This is a genomic window from Pallidibacillus thermolactis (assembly GCF_025660415.1).
GTDB lineage: Bacteria > Bacillota > Bacilli > Bacillales > Caldibacillaceae > Pallidibacillus > Pallidibacillus thermolactis.
Map to the genome: position 1 here is coordinate 26,854 of NZ_JAOUSE010000004.1, position 26,015 is coordinate 52,868.

The following is a 26,015-nucleotide window of genomic DNA, read 5'->3' on the forward strand; positions in this document are numbered from 1 at the left end:
CACCTTTAATAGTTTATACGAATAAGGAAAATTCATGTAAGAAAATATGGATGATTAACGATTGTGTTAATATCTATATAAATAAAGTTTGGCAACCAATGATTTTTACAAACAAGACGTATAAATGCTAACGATTGGAATAGAGGGACTTATAATAAGTAAATTTTTTAGTGTAAATTTATACAATGTCGGTTTAGGTGAGAAAATTAAATCCTTTTTCAGCCAAATGATAACGGGACAAGATTGAGTGAGAAAAGGATTAAAAAATACATTAAATTCAGCTGTATCAAGGAAATGAAAAAAAGCGGTCCATTGTTTTTGTGAACAAACAATGGACCGCTTATTATACTGAATCGAATTATTGTGTTTATTAATTATGATTTTCAAGTGAGACAAGTCGCAAATAACGATAAACACTAGATTCCGACATTCCCATAACTTTTGCAACTTCTGATATTGTCCCTTTAATTTCAAACACACCATACTCTTTCAATTTCGCAATTGCTTTTTGTTTTTGATCAGGTGATAATTGAGCACCTGATTCAATAATATCTTGATCAATGACTGAATAGATGATGTTATGGATGTTTTCGGATAAGTTTTCAACAGGTTGTTCTTGGGCTGCTTTTTCTTCGATATATTCTATATCCCAGTTTAAATTCGCCAAATTTAAAATATCCTTTGCTACTTTTCGGTAAGCATCCGCATCAAAATTTATACAAAGAAGGCCTACTAACTTGCCTTCATGGTCTTTAATAAATTTTGTTGAGGAGCGAAACTTTTTCCCTCTAGGACCTTCCCCAACATAATTGACAACATGATCCTTTTCTAAATATACTTTTTCTTCAATTAATTTTCTAGCATAGTTCGTTAGAGGACCATTTAAGGACCTTCCACTTAATTCACCATTGACTATGTGCCCAATATGCGAGCCGCCGTCAGGGTGTAAGATATGAAGTACTAACTCATATCTCGGTCCAAGTAATTCTCCAAAATAGTTCATGATATTTTTATAGTGACGAAATAGCTCTTTATCCAATTCAGTAGTCCTCCTCTATAACACACTCTCATTATTTAAGATGAAATATCTTCAATAAAAAATGATGAAAATGATAGATGGGTAGTTTCTAATATTATGAATAATCAAATTAGAGGTACTCCTTTATTAAAATAATTATAACATAGTTTAAAATTTGTAGTAAAAATTTATTACGGAAATAATATTTTCTTAAATACAGTTGACAATCTATTTTTGCTATGATAATTTTTAATCACAATAATAAATTATTATTTTGATAATTTTTTGTTATAATAATTAGAAAATATTTTTATAATCAAAATTTTAAAAAAGATAGAATGGGATTTCTTCGGATTTAATGGAAACCCTTTCAAATAAATTTACTCGCTAATAGTTATGAATGTGTACACTATTGGTAGAAAAGGAGGATTGGCTATGAACGTGGTTATGAAAGAAAAAAAGGTAGTTAATTACAAAAGTTGTTTTGATGTGATTGGACCGGTAATGATCGGCCCTTCGAGTTCACATACTGCAGGAGCTTTAGCTATTGGGGTAGTTGCAAATAAATTATTACAAGGGCTTCCTAAGAAAGTCGTTGTAAAATATTATGAATCATTTGCAGAAACACATAAAGGACATGGGACGGATTTTGCTATTATTGCAGGCGTGTTAGGGTTTGCAACAGATGATAGTCGTGTTCCTAATTCTATTAAAATAGCAAAATCTCAAGGTATTGACATAGCTTTCGTGGAAGAAGCCGGTGATAGTCCTGCTGGTCATCCTAATACAGCAGATATTTATTTAGAAAATGATCAACGAAGTATTCGTGTTGTTGGGATTTCGGTAGGTGGCGGATTAATTAAAGTGAAACATATTGAAATTGACGGTTTTAGTCTGAAACTTGAAGGTTCTCTGCCAATATTGATAGCGATTTCTGAAAAGTTGAATCTTGAACTAGAACTAGGGAGAATCTTTAAAACGTATAATGTCGAAATTAACGACTCACAAAATCTGAAAAAAGATGGTAAATACCTATATGCGTATAATTTAGAATCAAAATTAAGTAACGAAGCACATCAAGAACTTAACAACCTCAAAGATATTGCAAATATCATCATACTTTAAACACCAGGGGTGAGACAAAATGTACACATCTATTAAAGAAATAGTTGAAGCAGCGAATACGAGGAATAAAAAAATATATGAATTAGCCATTGAACAGGAAATGGAAGTAACGAAAGCTTCCTACGAAGAGATTTGGCAAAAAATGGAAAAAAACTTGGAAACGATGGAAAATGCGGTGAACAAAAGTATTGAAGGTGACGGTGTATTTTCTCCTACAGGTCTTACTGGTGGGGACGCGGTAAAAATAAAAAAATATCGTGAAGCCGGCAAAACGTTATCAGGTGATTTAATGATGTTAGGCGTACAAAATGCTGTAGGAACAAATGAAGTAAATGCAGCAATGGGGGTAATTTGTGCAACGCCAACTGCCGGTGCAAGCGGAACAATTCCTGGTGTATTATTTGCTATTAAAGATACTTTAAATTTGACCCGGGAAGACCAGATTCATTTTCTATTTACGACAGCTTTATTCGGAATGGTTGTAGCAAATAATGCGTGTATTGCTGGAGCAATGGGTGGATGTCAAGCCGAAGTAGGTAGTGCTTCTGCAATGGCTGCTGCAGCAGCGGTCGAGGCTGCAGGTGGAACACCTGAACAATCAGCCCATGCTTTTTCAACAGCACTACAAAATTTACTTGGCTTAGTTTGTGATCCAGTGGCTGGTTTAGTTGAAATTCCTTGTGTTAAAAGAAATGCTGTTGGAACTGCGAATGCTTTAGTTGCGGCAGATTTAGCTTTGGCCGATGTGAAAAACTTAATTGATGCAGATGAAGTAATTGAAGCGATGTATAGAGTAGGCAGACGGATGCCACGCGAATTAAGAGAAACAGGCTTAGGTGGCGTTGCTGCAACCCCAACAGGGATTGCCATCAGAAATAAAATCTTTGGAAAAGATAAATAAGTAAAGCAATACAAGTTTTAGTGAGTTGTATAGTGATTCACAGAACAAATAAAAAGGTAAAGATAACCTTATATTTTAAAAGGAGGAAAATGAAATGAGTGGGAATGCTGCAAGAGCACATCAACCTCAAGAAACTGTAAAAAAGTATAAGGACCCGAATAAGTGGCATATGCAAGATACTACTTGGGCGATGAGTCTTTTTGGAACGGCTATTGGTGCAGGGGTACTCTTCTTACCAATTAATGCCGGGTCTGGAGGAATTATATCTTTATTATTATTAACACTACTTGTATTTCCAATTGTGTATTTTTCCCATCGAGCAATGGCAAAAATGATTTACTCTTCCAAATCAGCTGGTGAAGGGATTACAGCTACAGTAAATGAATACTTTGGTAAAAAAGCGAGTACTATTTTTGATATCGTTTACTTTTTCTCAATCTATGCAATCTTATTAATGTATTCAGTTTCATTGACAAATACGTCAATAAGCTTTATCGAAAATCAAATGAACATGACTGCTCCACCAAGAATTCTATTGTCACTAGTTTTAGTTTTGGCTTTAATTTTTATCGTTAACTTCGGTCATGATGTGACAGTAAAAGTTATGAGTTGGATTGTATATCCGTTTATTGCAGCACTTATCTTATTATCATTATATTTAATTCCGCAATGGGATGTATCAAATTTAAGTTTAGCTGGTAACTTTGCAGCGGCAGATGGTGATTTCGGGTTTATGGATGTATTAAAAATCGCGTGGTTTATACTGCCGATTATTGTATTCTCCTTTAACCATTCACCAATGATCTCTACGTTCGTTGTTAAACAACGGGAAACATACGGAGTTGAAAATGTTGACCGTAAAACAGCACAAATTCAAAAAGTTTGCTATATCATTACAATCTTTGTTGTATTATTCTTTGTTTATAGTTGTGCATTAAGTGTAACTGCCGGTGACCTTGCTCTAGCAAAAGAACAAAACTTACCGATTCTATCATACCTTGCAAATAAATATAGTATGCCATTATTTGCTATTGCAGCTCCATTAATTGCCATAATCGCAATTACAAAATCTTTCCTTGGTCACTATGTAGGAGCTTATGAAGGTATGGAACATTTAATTAAAGAGAGTGCTAAATCGCGCGGCATCGAACTTAATAATAAAACTGTAAAAAATATAATTATCGGTTTTATGATTGTGACATGCTGGTTGGTTGCTTATGCTAACCCAAGTATTCTTGACTTAATTGATATGATTAATGCACCATTAATTGCGATTATCTTATTCTTATTACCAATGTATGCAATCTATAAAGTTCCTGCTTTAGAAAAATATAGAAAACATATTGGTAGCAACGTGTTTGTTATCATTATCGGCGTACTAGTTGTTCTATCCAGTATTAAAGCGTTGTTCTTCTAAAAAATAGATAGTTTAGATTAGCCAAACATTTAATCACCTTTTTATCGAGACTTTTCAACTATTCTCTTTAAAAAGGTGAATTTTTATTTAATATTGAACCTCTTGTTCTATGAAATTATTATCTTCTATTTCTTTCAACAACAAGAACTTTGTGAAGTTTGAATGCAAATTGTCGATGTTTCCCCTCGCTATTCGCATCCATTATTTCAAATCTATTCGAAAAAACTATTTCTAAATAAAAATTTTCATATGAATTATTATTAAAATATATTGAAAAAATTAAACAATAAATTGAAAGAAAATTGAAAAAATACCTCCTTTAGATTAATATTATAATATACGAGCCCATGTACCAAAGAATAAAGGGGGAATGATAATAATAAAGTGAAAAGATTAGACAAAGGGGTCAGTCCCTCAGTCTTTAAAACGTAAAAAAATATTGCAAATTAAATCTTATGGTGGTATAACTATACATAACTATTTATTTTTATGCAATAAATTGAATAATTATAAAAGGTGAATTGGGGGACGAAAATCATGAAAAAACTTTTTGGAAATGGTTTTTTAATTCTACTCGTTATTGGTTTACTAGCGGCATGTGGCGGAGGTAACGCTGAAAGAAGTAACGGTTCTTCAGATGGAGATAAAAAGGTGATTAGAATGGCAACGTCAGCCGACTATGAACCATTTGAATCCATTGATGAAAGTGGAGAGTTTGTTGGATTTGATATTGATTTAGCTCAAGCGATTGCTGACGAATTAGGGTATAAATTAGAAATAACTGATATGGAGTTTAATGGATTAATCGGTGCACTACAATCTAATAAGGCAGATATGGTTCTTTCGGGTATGAATGCAACAGAAGATCGTAAAAAAAATGTTGATTTTTCAAAGGAGTATTTACCAGCGCATTCTACTTTTATAGCAACTCCTGATAAAGCTATTCATAGTTTAGAAGAGTTAGAGGGTAAAACAATCGGTGTTCAGTTAGGATCCATTCAACAAGAAGGTATAGAAAAGTTAAAAAACGAGTATAACATAGAAATTAAAATTGTCGATAAAGCACCACTTCTAGTTCAAGAAATTTTGGCTAATAAAATTGATATTGCGTATGTCGATAAGGATGTAGCAAAAGGATATATTGAAGCTGAAGGTTTAGTTGGCTTTGATGATCCATCAACGAGCGTTCCAGGATATGCCATTGCTTTTCCAAAGGGAAGCGAACTTGTCGATGAAGTTAATAAAGTGTTAGAACAATTCAAATCTGACGGGACTTTACAAAAATTAATTGATAAATGGGGATTAGGTGAATAGTCTTTATTATTGCACTTATACTTGTTTTCCCAATCCATCGGTGGTCATGAACCTTGGATGGGTTACCACCGATTCTTATCTTTATTTTAATAGAATATAAAAGAGGTATTCATATGAACATAGATTTTACTCAAATCGTGCCATGGATTCCATATTTACTAGGCGGAATAGGAGCTACGTTAAAATTAGTCGTTGTATCTATTTTATTAGGTTTGTTATTAGGTACATTACTTGCTTTATGTAAATTAACGAATCAACCCATATTAAAAGGTTTTGCCAATGTATATACTTCAATTTTCCGCGGTACACCGTTAATTTTACAATTAGTTATTATTTACTTTGGAATTCCTCAAATAACAGGTTATGATATAGGAGCCTATGAATCTGCAGTCTTAGCCTTTGGTTTAAACTCTGGTGCTTACGTTTCGGAAATTATTCGTGCAGGGATTTTAGCTGTTGATAAGGGGCAAGTGGAAGCGGCACAAGCTCTAGGGATCCCTTATAAACAAATGATGAAGGATATTATTTTACCACAAGCTATAAAAAATATTTTGCCTGCGTTAATTAATGAATTTGTTACCTTGACGAAGGAATCTGCCATTGTATCCGTCATCGGTTATATGGATCTGATGCGTCGGGCAGATTTTGTGAGTGCAAAAATATATGCGAGTTTTGAGCCTTTACTATTTGTCGGATTAATCTACTGGAGCATGGTATTCATATTAACATCAATTGGTAGTTGGGTTGAACGGAGGTTAAGACAAAGTGATCAGCGTTAATTCAATATCGAAAGTATTTGGTAAGCATACCGTATTAAAAAATCTTAGCACAAGCATTCAAAAAGGAGAAGTTGTCACGATAATAGGTCCATCCGGTTCAGGAAAATCAACATTTCTTCGCTGTTTAAATTTATTGGAAACTCCGACATCAGGCGATATTTTCATAAATGGGGTAAAGATTACCGATCCAAAAACGAATATCGCAGAGATTCGAAGAAATATCGGGATGGTATTTCAACAATTTAATTTGTTTCCGCATATGAACGTATTAGAGAATGTAACATATGCCCCGAAAACTGTAAGAAAAATATCCAAGGAAGAAGCGGAAAAAATTGGAAAAGATCTTTTATCAAAAGTAGGTCTTTCGGACAAAATTGAAAGTTTTCCAGGTCAATTATCAGGGGGGCAAAAACAAAGGGTGGCCATTGCTCGTGCCCTTGCGATGGAGCCGAATATCATGCTTTTCGATGAACCAACTTCCGCTCTTGACCCAGAAATGGTAAAGGAAGTATTGGAAGTTATGAAAGATTTAGCCGAAACAGGTATGACAATGGTCATCGTTACCCATGAAATGAATTTTGCAAAAGAAGTGTCTGATCGCGTTATTTTTATTGACGATGGTATGATCATAGAAGAAACTGATCCGAAAACTTTCTTTACGTCACCAAAAACGGATCGTGCAAAGGATTTCTTGTCGAAGATTTTATAATGAATATCTGATATTTATCTTTGCCTGTCCCTATACAGATAAAATGTATAGGGACAGGTAATTTTTTTGTAAAATTTTTACCATGAATGTTATCAAATCTAGTAAGTTCAGTATGTTTGTATTTATAACGATCACTTTTCGCTTATCATATGTAAAAATACGTTAATATAAATTGAAAATTAAGATATTTCATAATCGGTATGCTGTGAGTCGTAAACTTTTCAAATTCTTAATCAAATCTACTCCTCGTTGTATTTTTTCTTTGACACATTGATTCCTCCTAATTATTTATTTTTACAGTTGACCAACTGTTGTAATTAATAAAGATATTTAATTTAAGAAAATTACCACCTTTAAAGTTTTTTATTTAATAAATAGGAGGCAAATTAGCACGAAAGAATATATCTAGTCAAAAAAAAGATCCTCAATATATGAGAATCTCCATTATGTTTATTTATTATTAATTTAATTTGTATCTTCCATCTTGATATACTTTATAACTTTCAAGTGTACCAGAACCACCAGCTTCTTTAAGTGATTTTGAATATAAAGAAATTGTATAATAAAAACCAGACGAATCTTCCTCTAATGTACCACCCATATCATCGAAAATAATATCTTCATTATTTTCCATATCTAATTCTTTTTTTAAAAATTTAATTGCTTCCTCTCCACTTGAAATAATATTTGGTTTCTCTTCATTTTGAATATTATCAGAACTACTATCTTGATTATTTTCTACTAATGTACTTTTATTGGAATTCTCTTTAGCTGTACCACTATCACTGTTTGAATTACTTTCTTTATAGTTGTTATTATTTTTCTTGTCTTCTGATGCACTTGCTTGTTTATGAACTTTTACATATTTAATATCTTCGACAGCCTTATTTTTATCTAAATCAATAATAGCTTGCTCTTTGGAATCCTCTTCGGATTTGTTCTCTATTTCCGCTCCGTTATCCTTATTACATGCAGCCATAATAACAAACATCATTACTGTTATTCCTATTAACAATATTTTTTCTTCAACACACCGATCCCCCTTCGAAATTTCTAAATATGTTTATTATTACAAAAAGACATAACTATATCAAATTATTATTTTTATAACTTTAATTATTGCGAAAAAAATTAAAAAATCTTGCGATAAGATTGTTTTTCTACCTTTAAAGGTTTCTTTAAATTGAATGAAAAAAAAGTAATTTCATCCAATATTTTCTTAACCCTTTTTTCGTATTGCCATTTTTTCCCAAAACGAATAACATATAATTTAGTGAATGTAGACAAAATTTACTTAATATGTTTTAAAAAGACATAGTTTAAATACGAAAGGTGGCAAATGAATGGTTCAGAATAAATATGTTCCCTCAAAGTTTAATGCATTGTCACATACAGAAGATGGCGGATTAATGTTATACAATAGTTATAGTGGGGCAATGGTCCATTTCTCTCCGGAAGAAAAAGAAATTGTAATGACTTCTTTAAGAAGAGATGGTATCCCAGAATTGGATCACGAAGTCAAAAAAGAATTATATGATAATGGTTTTATTGTATTAAGTAAAATCAATGAAAAGAAACGTGCAGAATTTCTTCATCATTCCATGCACAGAACGGATCAGATGCATCTTATTTTAATGACGACGGAACAATGTAATTTCCGTTGTACGTATTGTTATCAGCATTTTGTAAAGGGGAAAATGAAACCGGAAGTTGTAAAGGGAGTAAAAGAGCTTGTTAATGAACGAGCAAAAACGTTATCAAACTTGCATATTAGCTGGTTTGGTGGAGAGCCTCTACTAGAGTTTAAAACGATTGAAGAACTTTCGAAATCATTTTTGGAAGCATGTGAGGCTCATGATATTTCCTATTCTGCCGATATCTCTACAAACGCATGGTTTTTAACGAGAGATGTTTTTGATAAATTAATCTCTTGGGGCGTTCGTACTTATATGATTACAATTGATGGTGTTGGAGAAATGCATGACCGGACTCGTCATTTAGCTGGTGGTCAAGGAACATTTGATCGAATTATAGAAAACTTAAAAGCGGTTAAAGAAAGTGATGAAGAGTTTGATATTACAATTCGTGTGAACTTTGACCGAGAAAATATGAAAGAAGTTAGTGAACTTATTAAGTTTGTTCGAGATCATTTCTCTGATGACCAACGATTTGGTATGTTCTTCCGCCCAGTTGGGAAATGGGGCGGTAAAAATGATGATGAGCTGCCAATTTGTAACCATATTATTTCCAATCAAAAAATATGGGATTTCCAAGAAGAAGCGGTACAACAAGGGGTGAGTATGAGTCCAATTGTAGCTGGATCTATGATGCCAACCGCATCCGTTTGTTATGCAGCTAAGCCGAATTCTTTAGTCATTGGTTCAGACGGACAAGTTTATAAATGTACAACGGTTTTAGATGAAGATGTAAACAAAGTAGGTCATATCTATGAAGATGGTACATTAGATCTTGATTATGACAAACTTGCTTTCTGGGTAACAAATGGTGAAGAAAACGATAGTGGCTGTCAATCTTGCTTCTTCCGTCCAGCTTGTCAAGGAAATCATTGTCCATGGTATCGTGTTGTGACAGGAGAAAGACCTTGTCCATATGAAAAACGAAATGTACGTAAAGTATTAAACCTAATCTGGAAAAATAGTTTAATGCAAGAAGAGAAAGCAAAAGCTACGGTTTAATAGATTAAAAGTTTACCATGAAAGGTGGTGAGATGAATGAAAGTTATTCGTCCTGCAAAGTCTCCAGTGAAAAAAGCAGCAGATGGGAGAATTTTGAAATCTGTACCTGGAAATCTAAAATAATATGAAATGATTGGAATGCTGGCCATACTATTAGGGTGTTGGCCAGCATTTTTCGTTTTATTTATTTTTCAAAAAGAACGAGTTTCTCATTTTCTAAACCAGTTCCACCATGAAATCTAGAACCGAGTGAAATTAACTTTTCGAGGGTGTTTATTTTTTCTATTGTAATTCGTTCCCCTAACATAATGAGTGGAATTCCTGGTGGGTAAGGTATAATCATTTCTCCAGCGATTTTGCCAATGGCCTCTTTAAATGGAGTTTGTTTTTTCGAACGTTTTCGCATTTCACTATAGGGGATTTCTAAATTTGTCATCATTTCGATTTCTTTCCAATGAAATGATGGAGCGTTTACCTTGGATTTTACTTGGTTTTTCACTGCTGATTGAATTAACTCAACAGTTTGTTTAAAAGGATACTCTTCTTCACGTTTTAAAAGCGGCAGAACGAACAACACATTTTGCGGATCTGCTAATTCAGTGTAGATTCCTTTTTCTTCAAGTAATTTTTGTAATTCATAGCCACTTAAGCCTGTTGTGGAACGAATAGTAACTTTTAACGGATCCATTGTTACATTAGCCGGTGGTGCTAAAATTTCAATCTCTTTAATAGTAGAAAGTAAGTTTTTGAACGCGTTGATTTTTTTTAGCAAATACGATTGATCTTCCTCAGTAAATGATGCTAGATAGCCCCTTGATAAATCAAGGGATGCCATGATCGGATAGGAAGGACTGCTGGATTGCAACATTTGTAAATAAAATTCAATTTGGGTTTCTTCGATAAGATTACTATTAAAATGTAAAAAAGAGCCCATTGTCATGGCAGGTAATGTTTTATGTGCCGAGTGAACGACGATATCTGCTCCAAATGATATGGAGCTTTTTGGAAACGGATATGCTAAAGTTAGGTGTGCACCATGAGCTTCATCTACAAGAACAGGGATATTTTTTTCATGAGCTATATGGATAATCTTTTTTACATTCTCTTCTTCCGCTAAACCATAATAATTTGGATAAGTTAAAATAATGGCTTTTGGCTTCGGATAACTTTCAAGTGCCTTTAATACCGTTATTGCATCAAGAGAGCCGGCTATACCCCAATCTTCATAATAATTAGGAGTTAAAAAAACAGGATTTGCATTGGCTAGCATGAGTCCATGTAAAATCGACTTGTGACAATTCCTTTGAACAAAAACTGTATCACCAGGTTCACAAACTGCCTGTATCATTGCTAAATTGCCTACTGTTGATCCATTTATGAGGAAGAAACTTTTCTTTACCCGATATAAATTTGCTAACATGAATTGCGATTGGAGAATAGGACCTTCGGGTGCATGTAAGTCATCTAAGCCTGTCAATTCGGTAGCATCAATAGAAAGTACTGATTGAAAAAGAGATGGACCTTGCGTAAAAAATATTTGTCCATTTTTATGACCGGGAACATGAAAAGAGATTTTATTTTTTTTATAAAAATTCTCTAAAGCATCATATAACGGCGTTTTTATTTGTTCCATGCAACTCTACCTTCTTCTTTGTTATTGTAAATTGTAAAAGAAAAACTGGAAATTAAGTATGGTCAGGGAGGATCTTTTATCCATATTACCTACACCATTTCATTTGTACTATCTTTTATTATAAACTTTGCTTAAGAAAGGTGAATAATCAAAGTATACCTTTGCAAGTATGTTTTGCTTATCATCATTTGATCTTCCAAGATGTGGTCTGTATTTATATATAACTTTCAATGCTTTTGCTGGTAAATAATGTTCAATATTTCTCTTGAAAAATATCCGATGTTATGTTTCTATTAATAGTGGAAAATAAAATAGAAAGTCCGCAACTTGCGGCAGAGGTTCTAGCTACCCTCTATAAAAAACTAAGGAATGTCATACTTTCGTTAGTATGGCTTTTTTGTTTGTTATGAGGTTATAGTCACCCTCTATAAAAAAACTAAGTGAGAAGCAGTACTTCCCTTAGTACTGCTTTTTTCTTTAGAAAGGAGAAGCTTACATGTTAAAAGATGAAAAGGCAGTTGTTGTGTTTAGTGGAGGTCAAGATAGCACAACATGTTTATTTTGGGCAAAAAAGAACTTTAAAGAGGTAGTTGCTGTCACATTTGATTATAACCAACGTCATAATAAAGAAATCGAATGTGCCCAAGCTATAGCCAAAGAGACTGGTGTTAAGCATTACATTTTGAATATGGATTTATTAAATCAACTTGCACCGAATGCATTGACAAGAAATAATATCGCAGTGAAAAATGGGGAAAATGGCGAATTGCCATCAACCTTTGTACCTGGAAGAAATTTACTTTTTTTATCTTTTGCCGCAGTCTTAGCCAGTCAAGTCGGTGCCAAGCACTTAGTAACAGGGGTAAGTGAAACGGATTTCAGCGGTTATCCGGATTGTCGTGATTCGTTCATTAAATCATTAAATGTTACGATCAATTTAGCGATGGATCAAGATTTTGTGATCCATACACCTTTAATGTGGTTGGATAAGGCGGAAACTTGGAAGTTAGCTGATGAGTTAAGGATATTAGATTTAATTAAAACAAAAACATTAACCTGTTATGAGGGAATAATTGGCGACGGTTGTGGAACGTGTCCTGCTTGTGTCCTCCGTAGAAACGGGTATGAAAAATATATTCAAAGTAAAAAAACAGCACAGTGTTGAAGGAGATTGTATAATGAGAGTATTTTTATATTTAGCTTCTATTATTCTAGCGAATGTGTTGACTGCAGCATTTCAACCATTAGAAGTCGGTATACTTATTATTCCAATTGGCACGTTTTTAATTGGATGTACATTTATATTTCGGGATATTGTTCAAAATAAATATGGTCGTAAATTAACATATCTTTTCATTGCCACTGCTTTAGTTTTATCAGCTTTTGTTTCCTATTTATTAGGTGATACTTTAATGATTGTAATGGCGTCCGCCGTATCCTTTTTAATTTCAGAGGCGTCGGATACGGAAATTTATACACGATTAAAATTGTCCATTGGGTGGAGAGTCTTCTTAAGTGGGATTGTTGGAGGATTTTTAGATTCTGCTATTTTTGTTATTTTAGGATTAAGTCCTTTAGGTGCTGGATTTATTCCGTGGGAAGCTGTCCCAGTGGCGATTTTAAGTCAACTTATTGTGAAAATTCTTTTCCAAAGTATTGGTGCTATTACAATTGTTCAAATTGTAAAACATCCGAAGTTAAGAGCGGTCATTTATTAAAACAAAACGACAGAACATAGTGGGCTACTACGTTCTGTCGTTTTCTCTTGATTATGCAAGTTTATCTTTTGATTGATTTGAATTTAATTCAGAATCTGAGTTGTTTTTTTTCAGTCTAAATGGTGCAATTATTAGTGCGACAATTAAGATAACACCTAAATATCCGACTAATGGAAGGAAACTTGAAACAAGACCAGTAAAACCAATAAAACTTAATCCAAATTCACTGATCAGTGCAATCACTAAAATAACATTAAATTTCTTTGTACCAGTTTGTGCAAGTCGTGCAACAAAACCGTAGACTACACTCACTGTTGTATTAAATATCATTCCGAAAATGACAATGGACATTATTGTTCCTAAGATTGGTGAAATTTCATTGATAATACCGAGTAACGGCATATCAAGAGTGGCAACTTCTTCAATTTTAATGAAGATGGCAAAGTGGACAAGTTGAATTAAAATTCCTAGTCCGAGACCACCAGCAAGTCCACCGAAAGCCGCGATTTTCGGATCCTTAATGGTACTTCCCGATATAATCGCCATAGATGCACCTAGTGTAAGGTTCATACAAGCATAGTTAAGGCTAGAGACGAACCAATTCGGAAGTGAAGAAGGTGTTTCTACAGCAGTTGCTAATTTGTTTAACGATGCAAATGAGCTATCTAATGTCACAAGAGTATATACTGAAATAATGATAATTAAAATAATTAAAAATGGTGATACACTACTAATGATCGAAACGACACGACTGGTGTTAAATAGAGAAGAAACAAAAACTAGTAAAGTCATGATTAAGGAACCCACAAAGTATGGTAAACCAAATTGTTGGTGTAAACTAGCACCTGCACCAGCAATCATTAAGATTCCCATACCGAAAAGTGTAAAAATTAAAACGTAATCAATAATGGTCCCTACTAGTCGACCGCTTACTTGATAAATTACTTCTTTGTGAGAAGTAGCCTTTGTACGACTTCCTAACCAGACGAGAACCATCCCACAATAAGCAAAAATTGCTGTTGAAATTATTGCACCAATAGAACCAATTAATCCGAAACTGGTAAAATATTGTAATATCTCTTGACCGGATGCAAAGGCTGCTCCGACAATAATCCCGATAAAAGCGCTTCCAATTTTTAAGATATCTTTCATATTTTAAAATTTCCCCCTTGTTATCTAATGTCTCCCATTGATGAAAGAAAATACCCCTCAAAAACAATATATCAAAATTCTGTAATAATTAATTTATTGAAAAAATAAAAATAAAGCGTGATTATTTGTAAAAATGAATAAACGCATACATTTTTTTGATAATATCCCTTTCTGGTAAACATTACAAAATTATTGTAGAGGGCAAAAAACTTATGAAGAGTTGCAAAATAAGATAGTTTCTATTACTTATATGACAAATTTTTTTAAGAAAAGAACGAATCTTTTAGAAGTTTTTTATAAAAATAAAGAATATTTCAATAATAGTAATTTTATGCTAATATAAAATAATATAATGAAACAGGGGGGATTATATGCAATTATCAGAGAGTGCTTTTCAATTATTCGCCATCATTCTATATTTTCTTGCGATGATAGCCATAGGATTTTATGCCTACCGTCGCATTCATAACCTCAATGATTACATGTTAGGTGGGAGAAGTCTTGGTCCAGCTGTTTCTGCATTAAGTGCCGGAGCAGCAGATATGTCACAATGGTTGTTGATGGGCCTCCCAGGAGCCATTTATGTTGCAGGCTTAGTGGAATGGTGGATTGCGATTGGCCTGACCATAGGGGCCTGGTTAAATTGGAAGATTGTAGCACCGCGACTGAGGGTATATACTCAAATATCGAATGATTCAATTACGATACCAAGTTTTTTTGATAACCGTTTTAAAGAAAATGCGAAAATTTTACGGATTGTATCCGGAATTATTATTTTAGTCTATTTTACTTTTTATGTATCATCAGGTTTTGTGGCAAGTGGAGTGTTTTTTGAAAGTTCCTTTGGCTATAGCTATCATTTAGGATTATTTATTGTTGGTGCTGTGATAATTCTTTATACATTAGTCGGAGGATTCCTTGCTGTTAGTTACACGGACTTTGTGCAGGGGACAATTATGTTTTTAGCACTTATTTCACTTCCAATCATGGGTGTATTCACCACTGGAGGACTAAGCGAGACGATTGGTGCAGTAAAAGATTTTAATCCTAATTGGTTAAGTTTAACTGCAACAGCAACTGTTTCTGGGGTTATTTCATCCCTTGCTTGGGGATTAGGATATTTTGGACAACCACATATTATTGTTCGGTTTATGGCGATTCGAACGGCAAAAGAGACGAAACAGGCCCGTCGAATCGGAATTGGCTGGATGATTTTAACGTTGGCAGGTGCAGCCGCAACAGCATTTGTCGGAGTTGCCTATTTCCAACAAAACACAGGAGTAGAACTATCGGATCCTGAAGCCGTATTTATCCAAATGGGACAAATCTTATTTCATCCGTTTATCGCAGGGATTTTATTAGCGGCTGTTTTAGCAGCAATTATGAGTACCGTTTCGTCACAACTCATTGTAACTTCATCTGCTTTAGTTGAGGATATTTACAAAGCGATATATAAAGCTGATGCATCGGAAAAACGATATATTTTACTTGGTCGAATTGCTGTTTTAGTGGTGTCGATTGTGGCTCTAATTTTAGCTTTGGAAAAAACGAATACAATATTAAATTTAGTTGCCTTTGCTTGGGCAGGATTTGGAGCAGCTTTTGGGCCGATCATCCTCCTTTCGTTATATTGGAAGAGATTCACTAGTCACGGAGCTCTAGCAGGGATGATTGTCGGTGCTGTTACTGTATTTATATGGGGAAATACAGCACTAGGGGATTATCTCTATGAAATTGTACCAGGGTTTCTTTTGAATTTAATCGTTGCCGTTTGGGTTAGTAAGCTCACGTATAAACCAATTCCTGCAGTGGAAAAAGAATTTGATGAGACTTTAAAGTTATTGAAAGAAGAGCTGGAATAGATAAGTTCCAACAATGAAATCGATTACATCTATTGGTGATGCTTTGAATCAAACGTTCATCGAGCTTCTGGCATGTCCAGGAGCTCTTTTATTTTATAAGACACCTAACAAAATAACTTTAAGTTTTATAATAATTGATGATTAAAAATCTATTTTTCAATACGATTAAATCGATAGAATCATTCGTAATAAAATTGATAGATTATTACAACAATTTTCAACAACATTTTAACTAATTATTAGTTAAAATAGTAAAACATAAAGTTACAGGGGGTGGTCGAGGTCAATTAGTAAGTTTTTCTACTGAAAATGCTAGAGTTGTCAATTATCGGTTGTATGTTAAGAAATGACCTCCATGAAATATTCTATAGTGTAAATTTAAAAAATATTTTAAAAGGAGGCATACGATGAACGACAAAAAGGTTAAGTTAATTCCTTATACCATTCAGTCCATTGTAGAAACTACGAATGAAACGCCAGAGGGGGTTGAATTAATACAAGCTCCTGCTATTTGGGAAGACAGTGATTACGGTGAAGGTATTATTGTTGCGGTAATTGATACCGGTATAGATACGAATCACCAAGATTTAAAAGAGCGAATTATAGGCGGAAGAAATTTTACAACGGATTATAATGGAGATCCAAACCAATATGATGACAATAATGGCCACGGAACCCATGTTTCAGGAACAATTGCAGCAAGCTTGAATGAAACGGGAGTAACAGGTGTCGCCCCGAAAGCACAAATTTTAAGTTTAAAGGCGTTAACGGGAGATGGTGTTGGTAATTATGAATGGATTATTGAAGCGATCAATTATGCAGTAGAATGGCGTGGTCCAAATAATGAAAGAGTGCGTGTGATCTGTATGTCTTTAGGTGGTCCCCAAGATGAACCAGAATTACATCAAGCGATTAAAAATGCTGTAAATCAAGATGTCTCTGTTGTCGTTGCTGCAGGAAATGAAGGAGATGGACGGGAAGATACATGGGAATATGCTTATCCTGGAGCATACAATGAAGTTATTTGTGTGGGTGCTGTAGATATGGAGCTTTCGCTTGCCCCTTTTTCAAATACGAATAATGAAGTGGATCTTGTCGCACCTGGTGTTGATGTTGTATCAACTTATCTTGACAATAAATATGCAAAATTAACGGGAACATCTATGGCAGCTCCACATGTAGCAGGTGCTTTAGCTTTAATTATCAACTTAAGTGAAAAAGAGTTTGAAAGACCACTTATTGAATCTGAAATTTTTGCCCAACTAATCAAACGAACAATACCGCTTGGTTATCGGAAAAGCTCGGAAGGAAACGGGTTTTTATTGCTCACTCTACCTGATCTCATTAAAGATGAGATTCGTGTTGTAAGTATTCTGGAAAAAAATTAACGAACATATCATTAAGGAAAAAACAATAAGATAATTTTGTTTTTTTAATGTTGGATAGGCGGTCAGGCTATTAGATACTACTTTCTGTCCTATCTATATTTTTTGGAGTCGAGATGGACAACAAAAGTATTGGAAATCAATAAAAAAACAAGTGAAGTAATGGTCTCCACTTGTTTAAAAGCAAATTGAATGAAATTTATAAATTCGGTTCTTCATAATAATAATCTACTGGAACCGGCGCAACTCTGGAACGTTCAAGTGCTGGTGTGTCCTTTCTAGCAATTTGATGAACGGCAGCACCAACAATATCGGCTACATCTTTTAATTTTTCTTTACTAATATGTTCAATCACATCATTTTCAGTATGATACCACGGTTCTAATGGTGTATGAATAAATAATGCAGCTGGGATCCCTAAATTATGGAAAGGGACATGGTCACTTCGTCCAAGTTCACTATATGGAATGAGTTCACTTAAGCGTGAACCTGCCGCTGCCCCTAAATCTGTTACAAGGTTTTTTTCTCCGTCAGCAGTAAACATGACTAAATCTCCTGCATCAGCGCTACCGATCATATCTAGTTGAAACATTGCAACCGTACGTTCCACTTCTTCTTGAGGCATTGCTTCAGCATACTTTCTTGAGCCCCAAAGTCCGTTTTCTTCTGCACCAAAAGCAATGAATTTAATAGTTGTATCAGTTGGCGTGTTGGCAAATACTCGTGCTAATTCAAGCAATGCCCCAGTCCCTGAAGCATCGTCATTTGCACCAGGACTTACAGGAACAGAATCATGATGGGCACCTACAATAATTTGTTGCCCTGTATCATGGTTTTTCATTGGTTTTTTCACAGCTTCTACATTATACGCTGTTATTTCATTACCGCTGGATGTAAAAGTAAACTTATGCACATTCACTTCATTATAACCATAGCTTTTAAATTCATTCACTAAATATTCTACTGTTTTAAGCTCTGCCTCTGAACCTGCTGGCCGGGGTCCAATTTCCTCAGATAAATATTGAATATGATGATAAATATTATCGACTTTAATTCTTTTCACAATTTTATTATCAAATGCTTGTTCTGAACCTCCCGGAGCAGCAAAAACGGGTGTTGCCATCATCATGAAGAGTATAAGTAATAAGCTAACGTATTTTAATCTTTTCAATTTATGCACATCCTTTCCATATTTCTAAGAGATTAATATTCTCTTAGAAATATAAAAATCCTCTGAAAATTTTAAAAACAGGAAGAAAGGAATAGTAGAAAAAATGAATAGTACTTAAGTTGGTACATGATCTGCATTTGTTGCATAGTGAAAACAATGAGAACGTCAAGTTTATCAACGATATGCCTTTTTTGAGGTGATTAGAAACAAAAGGTAATTCTTATTAAAAACTACCATTCTGTTTTAACACGTTCTTATACCAATATTTCATATACTGGTTAAAAACCATACTGGGCTTACCTTTAACAAGCAAAAAATAACAAGAAGGTTTCAAGATCTTCAAAACTTATTTTGCATATGAATATACAAAGATAGATTAAGCGTTTACAATAGTAGTATAAGAACATTCGTTCCTTCATTTTTACTGATTTTGGAAGGAGTGCTTCATTTGGAACTTAGAACTTTATATCAATTTTCTAATTATAATCAAACGGTTTTAAATGAACGCTATCAGGAAGCGTTAAAACAGTTCCCTTATAAGATTGTCATATTAGATGACGATCCGACTGGCATTCAAAAGGTACATGGCGTTCACGTCTATACAAATTGGGAAGAGGAATCAATCTTGGAAGGATTTCAATCAGACAATCAAATGTTTTTTATTTTAACAAATTCTCGAGCCTTCTCTAGGGAAAAAACAGTTCAAGTTCATCAAGACATTATGATTAAGATTGAAAAAATCTCGAATCAATTGAATCAGCCATATATTATCGTAAGTAGAGGAGATTCTACCTTACGTGGACATTTTCCCCTGGAATCGGAAACGATAAATAAGACATTAAGCAAGCCATTCGATGGTGAGTTTATTATTCCCTTTTTTAAAGAGGGTGGAAGGTTTACGATTGAAAACATTCATTATGTAAAAATAAAAGATAAACTTATTCCAGTAGGGGATACAGAATTTGCTCAAGACCGCACATTTGGATTTAAGAGTAGTCATCTTGGGGATTATATTGAAGAAAAATCAAATGGAATCTATAAAAAGGAGAATGTAACATATATTTCTTTGGAAGATTTACGTTCGTTCAACATAGATAAAATTACGAAACAACTTTTACAAGTTAACAATTTTAATAAAATTGTTGTCAATGCGATTTCCGATGATGATTTAAAAGTTTTGTCTATTGCAATTGTTAATGCATTAAAACAAGGAAAACGATTTTTGTTCCGAACAGCTGCATCTTTTACAAAAGTCATTGGAAATATTTCAGATCAAGATCTACTTTCGAAGGAAAAAATGATTAATTCAAATAGTGATGGTGGCGGATTGATTATTGTAGGTTCCTACGTCCAAAAAACGACACAACAATTACAGGAATTATTAAAACTTGATTTTGTAAAACCGATTGAATTTAATAGTGACCTCACTTTAAATAATGAAAAATTGGAAGGGGAAATAACAAAGAAAATTAAGGAGTTGGACGAAAGCATTTCAGATGGACAAACATGTGTAATTTTTACGAAGAGAAAACAATTAAAGCTCGCGACTGGCATAGAGGAAAAGCAATTGGCCATATCGGTAAAAATTTCCAAAGGTTTGACAAGAATTATTCGTAGTCTTAGATGCAAACCAAAATATATTATTGCCAAAGGTGGAATAACTTCATCACAAATTGGGACAGATGCATTAAATGTGAGAAAGGCACTCGTATTAGGACAGGCATTACCCGGCATTCCTGTATGGTTAACAGATGAAAATAGTAAGTATCCAAATATGCCTTATATTATTTTCCCTGGAAACGTAGGAGAAGTAACAGATTTAAAGGAATTAGTAGAATTGTTGAGTTAATCCTTCAAAAAAATTTTTTCATCGTAAAAAAGATAAAGCTCCTCACGAATCAGATAATGAGGAGCTTTTTATTTTATGAATATAATTAACGTCTATATTGTTCTATTTTTTGAAAATTCAAACAACAGACTTGATTTTGTTTTTCTTTTATTCTTTCATATACTTATTTTGCCAATTTATTTTTATGGTCATGATTAATTTCAGAATTCATCTGATGATTTTTTTTCATTTTAATTGGCGCGATAAATAATACGACAATTAATACAAGTCCTAGATAACCTATAAGTGGATAGAAGTAAGCAATTAAATCAGTAAATCCGATAAAACTTAATCCAAAGGATACAATCATCACCCCTGCTAATACAGCTCTAAATTTTGGTGTGTCTGTTTCTACAAAACGAGCTACAAATCCGTAGAACATTCCCATTGCTGTACTAAAAATCATTCCAAATATGACAATGGACATGGTAAAGCCTAAAACAGGTGATATAGAATTTACAATTCCAAGGAGTGGTAAGTCTAACGCTGCAACGCTTTCAATTTTTGAGAAGAGAGCAAAATGAATTAATATAATTAGACCTCCAATACCAAGTCCACCGATAAGGCCACCTAAAGCAGCTGTTTTTTGATTTTTTTCCGATCCCCCCATAACAATAGCCATGGAAGCCCCAACTGCAATATTAAAGGAAGCATAGTTAATACCTGAAATAAACCAATTCGGAAGTGAAGTAGGTGTTTCTTTTGCAATGTTATTTAAAGTGGAAAAGGAAGTATCTAAAGTAAATATACAATAGATCGCAACGATAATGACAAATAGAACTAGAAATGGTGTTAGACTACTAATGACTGCAACAACTCGATCAGTATTAAAAAGACCGATAAAAAATACTAGTAACGTCATGATTAATGTCCCAACAAAGTAAGGAAGTCCGAACTGTTGGTGTAAGTTTGAGCCAGCACCGGCGATCATAACAACTCCAATACCGAAAAGAGTTAAAATTAATATATAATCAATGATTGTTCCTACAATCCGACCACTTAATTGATAGATAACACTTTTATGGGAATTTGTTCCTGTTTTACTTCCTAACCAGACTAGTACCATCCCACAATAAGCAAATAAAGCTGCTGAAATAATAGCGCTAAAAATACCCATTATCCCAAAACTAGTAAAATATTGCAAAACTTCTTGGCCTGAAGCAAATCCAGCGCCGACGATTATCCCTATAAAAGCGCTTCCAATTTTTAAGATATCTTTCATCAAGATTCCTCCCCGTTTGACTTCAAATCTCCCTTTTTCAAAATATTTTTTTAGAAAAATAACCCCCTTTGATAATAATATATCAAAAAAGCTGGAAAGATTCATTTATTTAAAAAATAAAAATTAATCTTTCTTATTTGTGGAATTGGACAAATATATATTCTTTATATTTTAATAATAGAAAGGGACATATTATAGAGGAAGATATCTACTTTTTTCCGTTTTTAAGAATGGAGGGGTACTGTTTGAGCCATACATCAAGAAAACAACGATTATATGAAGCACTGAATAGCGAAATTTATAAGTATCCGGAAAAATTAGCAGATTTCCTTGCTGAAGTTTTAGATTGTCCAATAACAATAGAGGATGCAAATCATCATTTAATTTCATATAGCAAACACAATGAAAATATTGATGAAGCGCGACTTTCTACCATTATTCAAAGAAAAGTACCAAATAAAGTAATCGATGGTTTATGGAAAAAAGGGATTATGAAAAAACTATTAGAAAGTGATAAACCCGTTATAATACCAGCAATTCCTAGTGTTGGTTTAGGAAATAGAGTTACTGTTTCTATTCGAGAAAATGATGAAATTTTAGGGTTTATATGGGCACATATAGAGGAAAAAACAATAAGAAACGATGATTTAGAGTTGTTTATTGAAGCTTCAAAATTTGCGAAAAAATATTTTTTATATGTCCGTAATAAAACAGGAAAAAGTAAAAAGCAGTATCGCGATTTTTTTTGGCAGTTGCTTTTGGGTGATTTTAAAGAAGAAAATAAAATTCATGAATTAGCAAAACAATTTGATATGAATTTAAGTGGAAAATTGTCCATTGTTATTATCGATTTTGAAAAAGTAGAATCTGTAACTGACTTGGTAAAAAAACATGCTTTTTATTTAGTGGAAACGCTGAGCAAAGTCAACATTGTTGGCCGTTTCTTTGATCAACATCAGCTCATTTTACTTGTTCAATTAAAAAAAGAAAACGATACAAAATCTGCTATTCATGAGTATATTCAGACATTTATTGATAGGCTTTGTAATCGACTACAAATCGATCATGTGATAGGAAGTAGTGGATTGATATATGATACTCCATCATCATTACATTATAGCTATAAGCAGGCCAATAAAGTATTAGAGCTGAAAAGGAAATTTCCTAACGAGCTTGAAAATGTTTATTTATATCAAGATCTAGGGATTTATCAATTTCTAGATGATTTATATCGAATTAGAATGAAAGAAAATTATCGAAATGAAGTCATTGAAAAGTTAAAAGAGTATGATGAAGAGAATAATACGGATTTACTAAATTCTTTACGAGTATATTTAAAAAATGATAGTAATATTAACTTGGCTGCAAAAAAGATTCATGTTCACTCAAATACGATGAACTATCGCTTAAAGAGGATAGCTGAAATATGTGAGATTGATTTAAACGATTCAAGTCTTAAAACGAACTTATATCTTGATTTACTGATTCACAAAGTTTATCACTAATTGTGTAAATTCACAAACCCCCACTCTTAATTTTATTCTTTTAAATAATGAAATTATTTTAGAAAAGAATTATGATTAAAGTGTAAATTCAATTAGAGGAGATGTGGAGAGTATGATTATTGGGGTACCTAAGGAAATAAAAAACAATGAAAATCGTGTTGCTTTAACTCCTGCTGGTGTAGTGAACTTAGTTAATGCTGGTCAAACGGTTATAATAGAATCTGGTGCTGGTTTAGGCAGTAGTTTTTCTGATGATGAATATAGAGCAGCTGGTGCTGAAATAATTGAAAGCGCTTCAGAGATATGGGCGAAAGCTGATATGATCATGAAAGTTAAAGAACCGCTTGAAGCCGAGTATAAATATTTCCGTAAAGGTTTAATCCTTTTCACATACCTTCATTTAGCAGCTGAACCTGAATTAACAAAAGCGTTAGTTGAAAATGAAGTAACGGCTATTGCATATGAAACAATTACTGTAAATAATACACTTCCTTTGCTTACACCTATGAGTGAAGTTGCCGGTCGTATGGCTGCACAAATCGGTGCACAATTTTTAGAGAAATCAAAAGGCGGTAAAGGCATTTTATTAAGTGGTATACCAGGTGTAAAACGTGGAAAAGTAACCATTATTGGCGGAGGTGTTGTTGGTGAGAATGCGGCTAGAGTAGCGATTGGTTTAGGTGCAGATGTCACGATTATCGACTTGAATCCAGCTCGCCTACGTCAATTGGAAGAAATTTTTGGTAACCAAGTTCAAACATTAATGTCAAATTCTTATAACATTGCAGAAGCTGTGAAGGAATCTGATGTTGTTATCGGTTCAGTATTAATTCCTGGTAGAAGAGCACCAAAACTTGTTACAGAGGAAATGGTTAAGTCTATGCAACCTGGTTCAGTTATCGTGGACGTTGCGATTGACCAAGGTGGAAACTTTGAAACGATCAATGAACCAACTTCACATGATAACCCAATTGAAGTAAAACATGGTGTACTACACTATGCAGTTCCGAATATTCCAGGTTCAGTTCCAAGAACAGCGACTGTTGGTCTAACGAATGTTACAGTACCATATGCTATTCAAATCGCTCAAAAAGGTGTAGAGAAAGCGATTGAAGATATTGCACCAATTAAAACAGGTGTTAATGTCATTGCTGGAAAAGTAACAAATAAAGCTGTAGCAGACGATCTTGGCTATGAATATGTTCCAGTCGATGAAGTAGTTAAATATGCAGTAACAGTTTAAAAAGTGAGGAGGGGCTGTAATCTGGACAGCTCCTCTTTTTTATTCAAAGGGGAGAAGAGCATGAAATTTGGTAGTTATCGGAATGCTTGGGTAGAAATTTCATTAGATGCTATACAATATAATGTAGCTTCATTTAAAAAATATATATCAAATAAGACGAAATTAATGGCGGTAGTAAAAGCTGATGGTTATGGCCATGGTAGTGTAGAAGTAGCAAAAGCCGCGCTTAAAGCTGGAGCGGACTATATTGCTGTTGCCATACTTGATGAAGCCTTAATATTACGAAGGGCAGGAATAGAAACTCCTATTTTAGTACTAGGTTATACTCCTCCTGAGTCCGTAAAAAAAGCAATTGAAAATGAAATAACGTTAACTGTTTTTACTAGCGAAGTAATTGATAAGATCCAAGAGGTAGCTAATAGATTAAAAACAAAAGTTAACATACATGTAAAGATTGATAGCGGAATGCACAGGATCGGGATAAAAGATCCGGAAGATGCATATGCACTTGTGCAAAAGATTGATTCAAATTTTGTTCATATAGAAGGGATTTATACTCATTTTGCAGATGCGGATAACCAAGATGGGACGTATACGAACTATCAATTTAATAAGTTTCTCGAAGTTGTAACATATTTAGAAAATAACGGTGTGTACATTCCCCTTAAACATTGTTGTAACAGCGCAGCGACCATTCAATTCCCCGAAATGCATTTGGATATGGTCCGTGTAGGTGTCAGTCTATATGGTTTATATCCGGAGGAACATTTAGAATCTTTCATTTCTTTACGTCCGGCTATGAGTTTAAAAACAAAACCTGTTTATTTTAAAACGGTTAAAGAAAAGGAACCTATTAGTTACGGATGCACGTTTGTACCGCAAGAAGATGCATTGATTGCAACGATGCCGATTGGATATGCGGATGGTTTATCACGATTGTTATCAAACAAAGGCTATGTTACCTTAAAAAATAAAAAGGCACCGATTGTTGGGCGAATCTGTATGGACCAATCAATGATAGATGTAAGTCATATTCCAAATGTAACAACCGACGATGTAATTACGATTTTTGGAGATCCGAAGGAAGGACATATTCCTATAGGTGAAGTAGCGAAGATCATGAATACCATTCATTATGAAACAGCATGCTTAATCGGACATCGTGTCCCTAGAGTATATTTCGAAAACGGTAACATTATTTCACAAAAAAGCATGTTAATAAGTGTCAGAAATAATTAAGAAAATACTTGTTCAATTGAATAAACTTACTGAAAAAA

General features: G+C 33.7%; 21 protein-coding genes and 1 riboswitch. Of the genes, 15 read left to right on the forward strand and 6 right to left on the reverse strand.

Annotation, left to right across the window (positions count from 1 at the left end; all coding sequences use genetic code 11):
- Window positions 1-370 precede the first annotated feature (370 nt).
- Window positions 371-1,039: a helix-turn-helix transcriptional regulator gene (locus OEV82_RS02480; RefSeq protein ID WP_173658093.1), complete on the reverse strand. Its 669-nt coding sequence runs from the start codon at window positions 1,037-1,039 to the stop codon at window positions 371-373.
- Between the two features lie 408 nt (window positions 1,040-1,447).
- Here OEV82_RS02480 and sdaAB point away from each other — a divergent pair, with 408 nt between their 5' ends.
- The 6 genes from sdaAB (at window position 1,448) to OEV82_RS02510 (ending at window position 7,263) form a co-directional block, all read left to right on the forward strand.
- A complete protein-coding gene (gene sdaAB / locus OEV82_RS02485) occupies window positions 1,448-2,143 on the forward strand; it encodes an L-serine ammonia-lyase, iron-sulfur-dependent subunit beta (protein ID WP_173658092.1) in 696 nt (231 codons plus the stop codon).
- A gap of 19 nt (window positions 2,144-2,162) precedes the next feature.
- On the forward strand, window positions 2,163-3,044 hold the full coding sequence (gene sdaAA / locus OEV82_RS02490; RefSeq protein ID WP_263060895.1) for an L-serine ammonia-lyase, iron-sulfur-dependent, subunit alpha: 882 nt from the start codon (window positions 2,163-2,165) through the stop codon (window positions 3,042-3,044).
- A 94-nt stretch (window positions 3,045-3,138) separates the two neighbouring features.
- Complete coding sequence (locus OEV82_RS02495) at window positions 3,139-4,461, forward strand: aromatic amino acid transport family protein (protein WP_173659824.1); 1,323 nt, start codon at window positions 3,139-3,141, stop codon at window positions 4,459-4,461.
- Between the two features lie 537 nt (window positions 4,462-4,998).
- Window positions 4,999-5,775: a transporter substrate-binding domain-containing protein gene (locus OEV82_RS02500; RefSeq protein ID WP_263060896.1), complete on the forward strand. Its 777-nt coding sequence runs from the start codon at window positions 4,999-5,001 to the stop codon at window positions 5,773-5,775.
- A 113-nt stretch (window positions 5,776-5,888) separates the two neighbouring features.
- Window positions 5,889-6,554 carry an amino acid ABC transporter permease gene (locus OEV82_RS02505; protein WP_173659820.1) on the forward strand — a complete coding sequence of 222 codons (666 nt, stop codon included), beginning with the start codon at window positions 5,889-5,891 and terminating at the stop codon, window positions 6,552-6,554.
- Window positions 6,541-7,263 carry an amino acid ABC transporter ATP-binding protein gene (locus OEV82_RS02510; protein ID WP_173659817.1) on the forward strand — a complete coding sequence of 241 codons (723 nt, stop codon included), beginning with the start codon at window positions 6,541-6,543 and terminating at the stop codon, window positions 7,261-7,263. The genes OEV82_RS02505 and OEV82_RS02510 overlap by 14 nt, the downstream gene beginning before the upstream one ends.
- Window positions 7,264-7,723: 460 nt before the next feature.
- Here OEV82_RS02510 and OEV82_RS02515 read toward each other — a convergent pair whose 3' ends face one another.
- The gene (locus OEV82_RS02515) at window positions 7,724-8,257 is read right to left on the reverse strand and encodes a hypothetical protein (protein WP_263060897.1); all 534 of its coding nucleotides are present in this window, start codon (window positions 8,255-8,257) and stop codon (window positions 7,724-7,726) included.
- Between the two features lie 349 nt (window positions 8,258-8,606).
- Here OEV82_RS02515 and OEV82_RS02520 point away from each other — a divergent pair, with 349 nt between their 5' ends.
- Window positions 8,607-9,959 carry a radical SAM/SPASM domain-containing protein gene (locus OEV82_RS02520; RefSeq protein ID WP_263060898.1) on the forward strand — a complete coding sequence of 451 codons (1,353 nt, stop codon included), beginning with the start codon at window positions 8,607-8,609 and terminating at the stop codon, window positions 9,957-9,959.
- A 184-nt stretch (window positions 9,960-10,143) separates the two neighbouring features.
- Here the strand turns inward: OEV82_RS02520 and OEV82_RS02525 are convergent, their stop codons facing one another.
- Window positions 10,144-11,592: an aminotransferase class I/II-fold pyridoxal phosphate-dependent enzyme gene (locus OEV82_RS02525; RefSeq protein WP_263060899.1), complete on the reverse strand. Its 1,449-nt coding sequence runs from the start codon at window positions 11,590-11,592 to the stop codon at window positions 10,144-10,146.
- A 329-nt stretch (window positions 11,593-11,921) separates the two neighbouring features.
- Window positions 11,922-11,964: riboswitch (PreQ1 riboswitch) on the forward strand.
- A 124-nt stretch (window positions 11,965-12,088) separates the two neighbouring features.
- On the opposite strand from OEV82_RS02525, the gene queC reads away from it, so the two are divergent.
- Together queC and OEV82_RS02535 are read left to right on the forward strand one after the other, a co-directional pair.
- The gene (queC, locus tag OEV82_RS02530; RefSeq protein WP_263060900.1) at window positions 12,089-12,757 is read left to right on the forward strand and encodes a 7-cyano-7-deazaguanine synthase QueC; all 669 of its coding nucleotides are present in this window, start codon (window positions 12,089-12,091) and stop codon (window positions 12,755-12,757) included.
- 13 nt (window positions 12,758-12,770) lie between these two features.
- Window positions 12,771-13,310, forward strand: coding sequence for a VUT family protein (locus tag OEV82_RS02535; protein ID WP_173662201.1), 540 nt, complete (start codon window positions 12,771-12,773; stop codon window positions 13,308-13,310).
- A 51-nt stretch (window positions 13,311-13,361) separates the two neighbouring features.
- Here OEV82_RS02535 and OEV82_RS02540 read toward each other — a convergent pair whose 3' ends face one another.
- Window positions 13,362-14,462 carry a YkvI family membrane protein gene (locus OEV82_RS02540; RefSeq protein WP_263060901.1) on the reverse strand — a complete coding sequence of 367 codons (1,101 nt, stop codon included), beginning with the start codon at window positions 14,460-14,462 and terminating at the stop codon, window positions 13,362-13,364.
- Between the two features lie 371 nt (window positions 14,463-14,833).
- Between OEV82_RS02540 and putP the strand changes: the two genes are divergently transcribed.
- The gene (putP, locus tag OEV82_RS02545; protein ID WP_263060902.1) at window positions 14,834-16,324 is read left to right on the forward strand and encodes a sodium/proline symporter PutP; all 1,491 of its coding nucleotides are present in this window, start codon (window positions 14,834-14,836) and stop codon (window positions 16,322-16,324) included.
- A gap of 407 nt (window positions 16,325-16,731) precedes the next feature.
- Window positions 16,732-17,712 carry a S8 family peptidase gene (locus OEV82_RS02550; RefSeq protein ID WP_263060903.1) on the forward strand — a complete coding sequence of 327 codons (981 nt, stop codon included), beginning with the start codon at window positions 16,732-16,734 and terminating at the stop codon, window positions 17,710-17,712.
- Window positions 17,713-17,908: 196 nt separating this feature from the next.
- On the opposite strand, the gene OEV82_RS02555 is transcribed toward OEV82_RS02550, so the two are convergent.
- Entirely contained in the window at window positions 17,909-18,889 is a 981-nt protein-coding gene (locus OEV82_RS02555; RefSeq protein ID WP_317634295.1) for a M28 family peptidase, read from the reverse strand.
- A gap of 439 nt (window positions 18,890-19,328) precedes the next feature.
- Between OEV82_RS02555 and OEV82_RS02560 the strand changes: the two genes are divergently transcribed.
- Window positions 19,329-20,729 carry a four-carbon acid sugar kinase family protein gene (locus OEV82_RS02560; RefSeq protein WP_263060904.1) on the forward strand — a complete coding sequence of 467 codons (1,401 nt, stop codon included), beginning with the start codon at window positions 19,329-19,331 and terminating at the stop codon, window positions 20,727-20,729.
- Window positions 20,730-20,892: 163 nt separating this feature from the next.
- Here OEV82_RS02560 and OEV82_RS02565 read toward each other — a convergent pair whose 3' ends face one another.
- Entirely contained in the window at window positions 20,893-21,990 is a 1,098-nt protein-coding gene (locus OEV82_RS02565) for a YkvI family membrane protein (protein ID WP_173662544.1), read from the reverse strand.
- Window positions 21,991-22,235: 245 nt separating this feature from the next.
- Between OEV82_RS02565 and OEV82_RS02570 the strand changes: the two genes are divergently transcribed.
- The 3 genes from OEV82_RS02570 to alr all read left to right on the forward strand — a co-directional run bounded on the left by OEV82_RS02570 (window position 22,236) and on the right by alr (window position 25,977).
- Window positions 22,236-23,495 (forward strand): PucR family transcriptional regulator, encoded by a 1,260-nt coding sequence (locus tag OEV82_RS02570; RefSeq protein WP_263060905.1) that lies wholly within the window; start codon window positions 22,236-22,238, stop codon window positions 23,493-23,495.
- Window positions 23,496-23,607: 112 nt separating this feature from the next.
- Entirely contained in the window at window positions 23,608-24,738 is a 1,131-nt protein-coding gene (gene ald, locus OEV82_RS02575) for an alanine dehydrogenase (RefSeq protein ID WP_263060906.1), read from the forward strand.
- Window positions 24,739-24,798: 60 nt separating this feature from the next.
- Window positions 24,799-25,977, forward strand: a complete 1,179-nt coding sequence (alr, locus tag OEV82_RS02580) for an alanine racemase (protein ID WP_263060907.1) — start codon at window positions 24,799-24,801, stop codon at window positions 25,975-25,977.
- The last annotated feature ends 38 nt before the right edge of the window (window positions 25,978-26,015 follow it).

Coding starts and splice junctions, on each gene's coding strand:
- sdaAA (WP_263060895.1), top strand. CDS start 2,163: ATGTACACATCTATTAAAGAAATAGTTGAAGCAGCGAATACGAGGAAT.
- OEV82_RS02495 (WP_173659824.1), top strand. CDS start 3,139: ATGAGTGGGAATGCTGCAAGAGCACATCAACCTCAAGAAACTGTAAAA.
- OEV82_RS02500 (WP_263060896.1), top strand. CDS start 4,999: ATGAAAAAACTTTTTGGAAATGGTTTTTTAATTCTACTCGTTATTGGT.
- OEV82_RS02505 (WP_173659820.1), top strand. CDS start 5,889: ATGAACATAGATTTTACTCAAATCGTGCCATGGATTCCATATTTACTA.
- OEV82_RS02515 (WP_263060897.1), bottom strand. CDS start 8,257: ATGATGTTTGTTATTATGGCTGCATGTAATAAGGATAACGGAGCGGAA.
- OEV82_RS02520 (WP_263060898.1), top strand. CDS start 8,607: ATGGTTCAGAATAAATATGTTCCCTCAAAGTTTAATGCATTGTCACAT.
- OEV82_RS02525 (WP_263060899.1), bottom strand. CDS start 11,592: ATGGAACAAATAAAAACGCCGTTATATGATGCTTTAGAGAATTTTTAT.
- queC (WP_263060900.1), top strand. CDS start 12,089: ATGTTAAAAGATGAAAAGGCAGTTGTTGTGTTTAGTGGAGGTCAAGAT.
- OEV82_RS02535 (WP_173662201.1), top strand. CDS start 12,771: ATGAGAGTATTTTTATATTTAGCTTCTATTATTCTAGCGAATGTGTTG.
- OEV82_RS02540 (WP_263060901.1), bottom strand. CDS start 14,462: ATGAAAGATATCTTAAAAATTGGAAGCGCTTTTATCGGGATTATTGTC.
- putP (WP_263060902.1), top strand. CDS start 14,834: ATGCAATTATCAGAGAGTGCTTTTCAATTATTCGCCATCATTCTATAT.
- OEV82_RS02550 (WP_263060903.1), top strand. CDS start 16,732: ATGAACGACAAAAAGGTTAAGTTAATTCCTTATACCATTCAGTCCATT.
- OEV82_RS02565 (WP_173662544.1), bottom strand. CDS start 21,990: ATGAAAGATATCTTAAAAATTGGAAGCGCTTTTATAGGGATAATCGTC.
- ald (WP_263060906.1), top strand. CDS start 23,608: ATGATTATTGGGGTACCTAAGGAAATAAAAAACAATGAAAATCGTGTT.
- alr (WP_263060907.1), top strand. CDS start 24,799: ATGAAATTTGGTAGTTATCGGAATGCTTGGGTAGAAATTTCATTAGAT.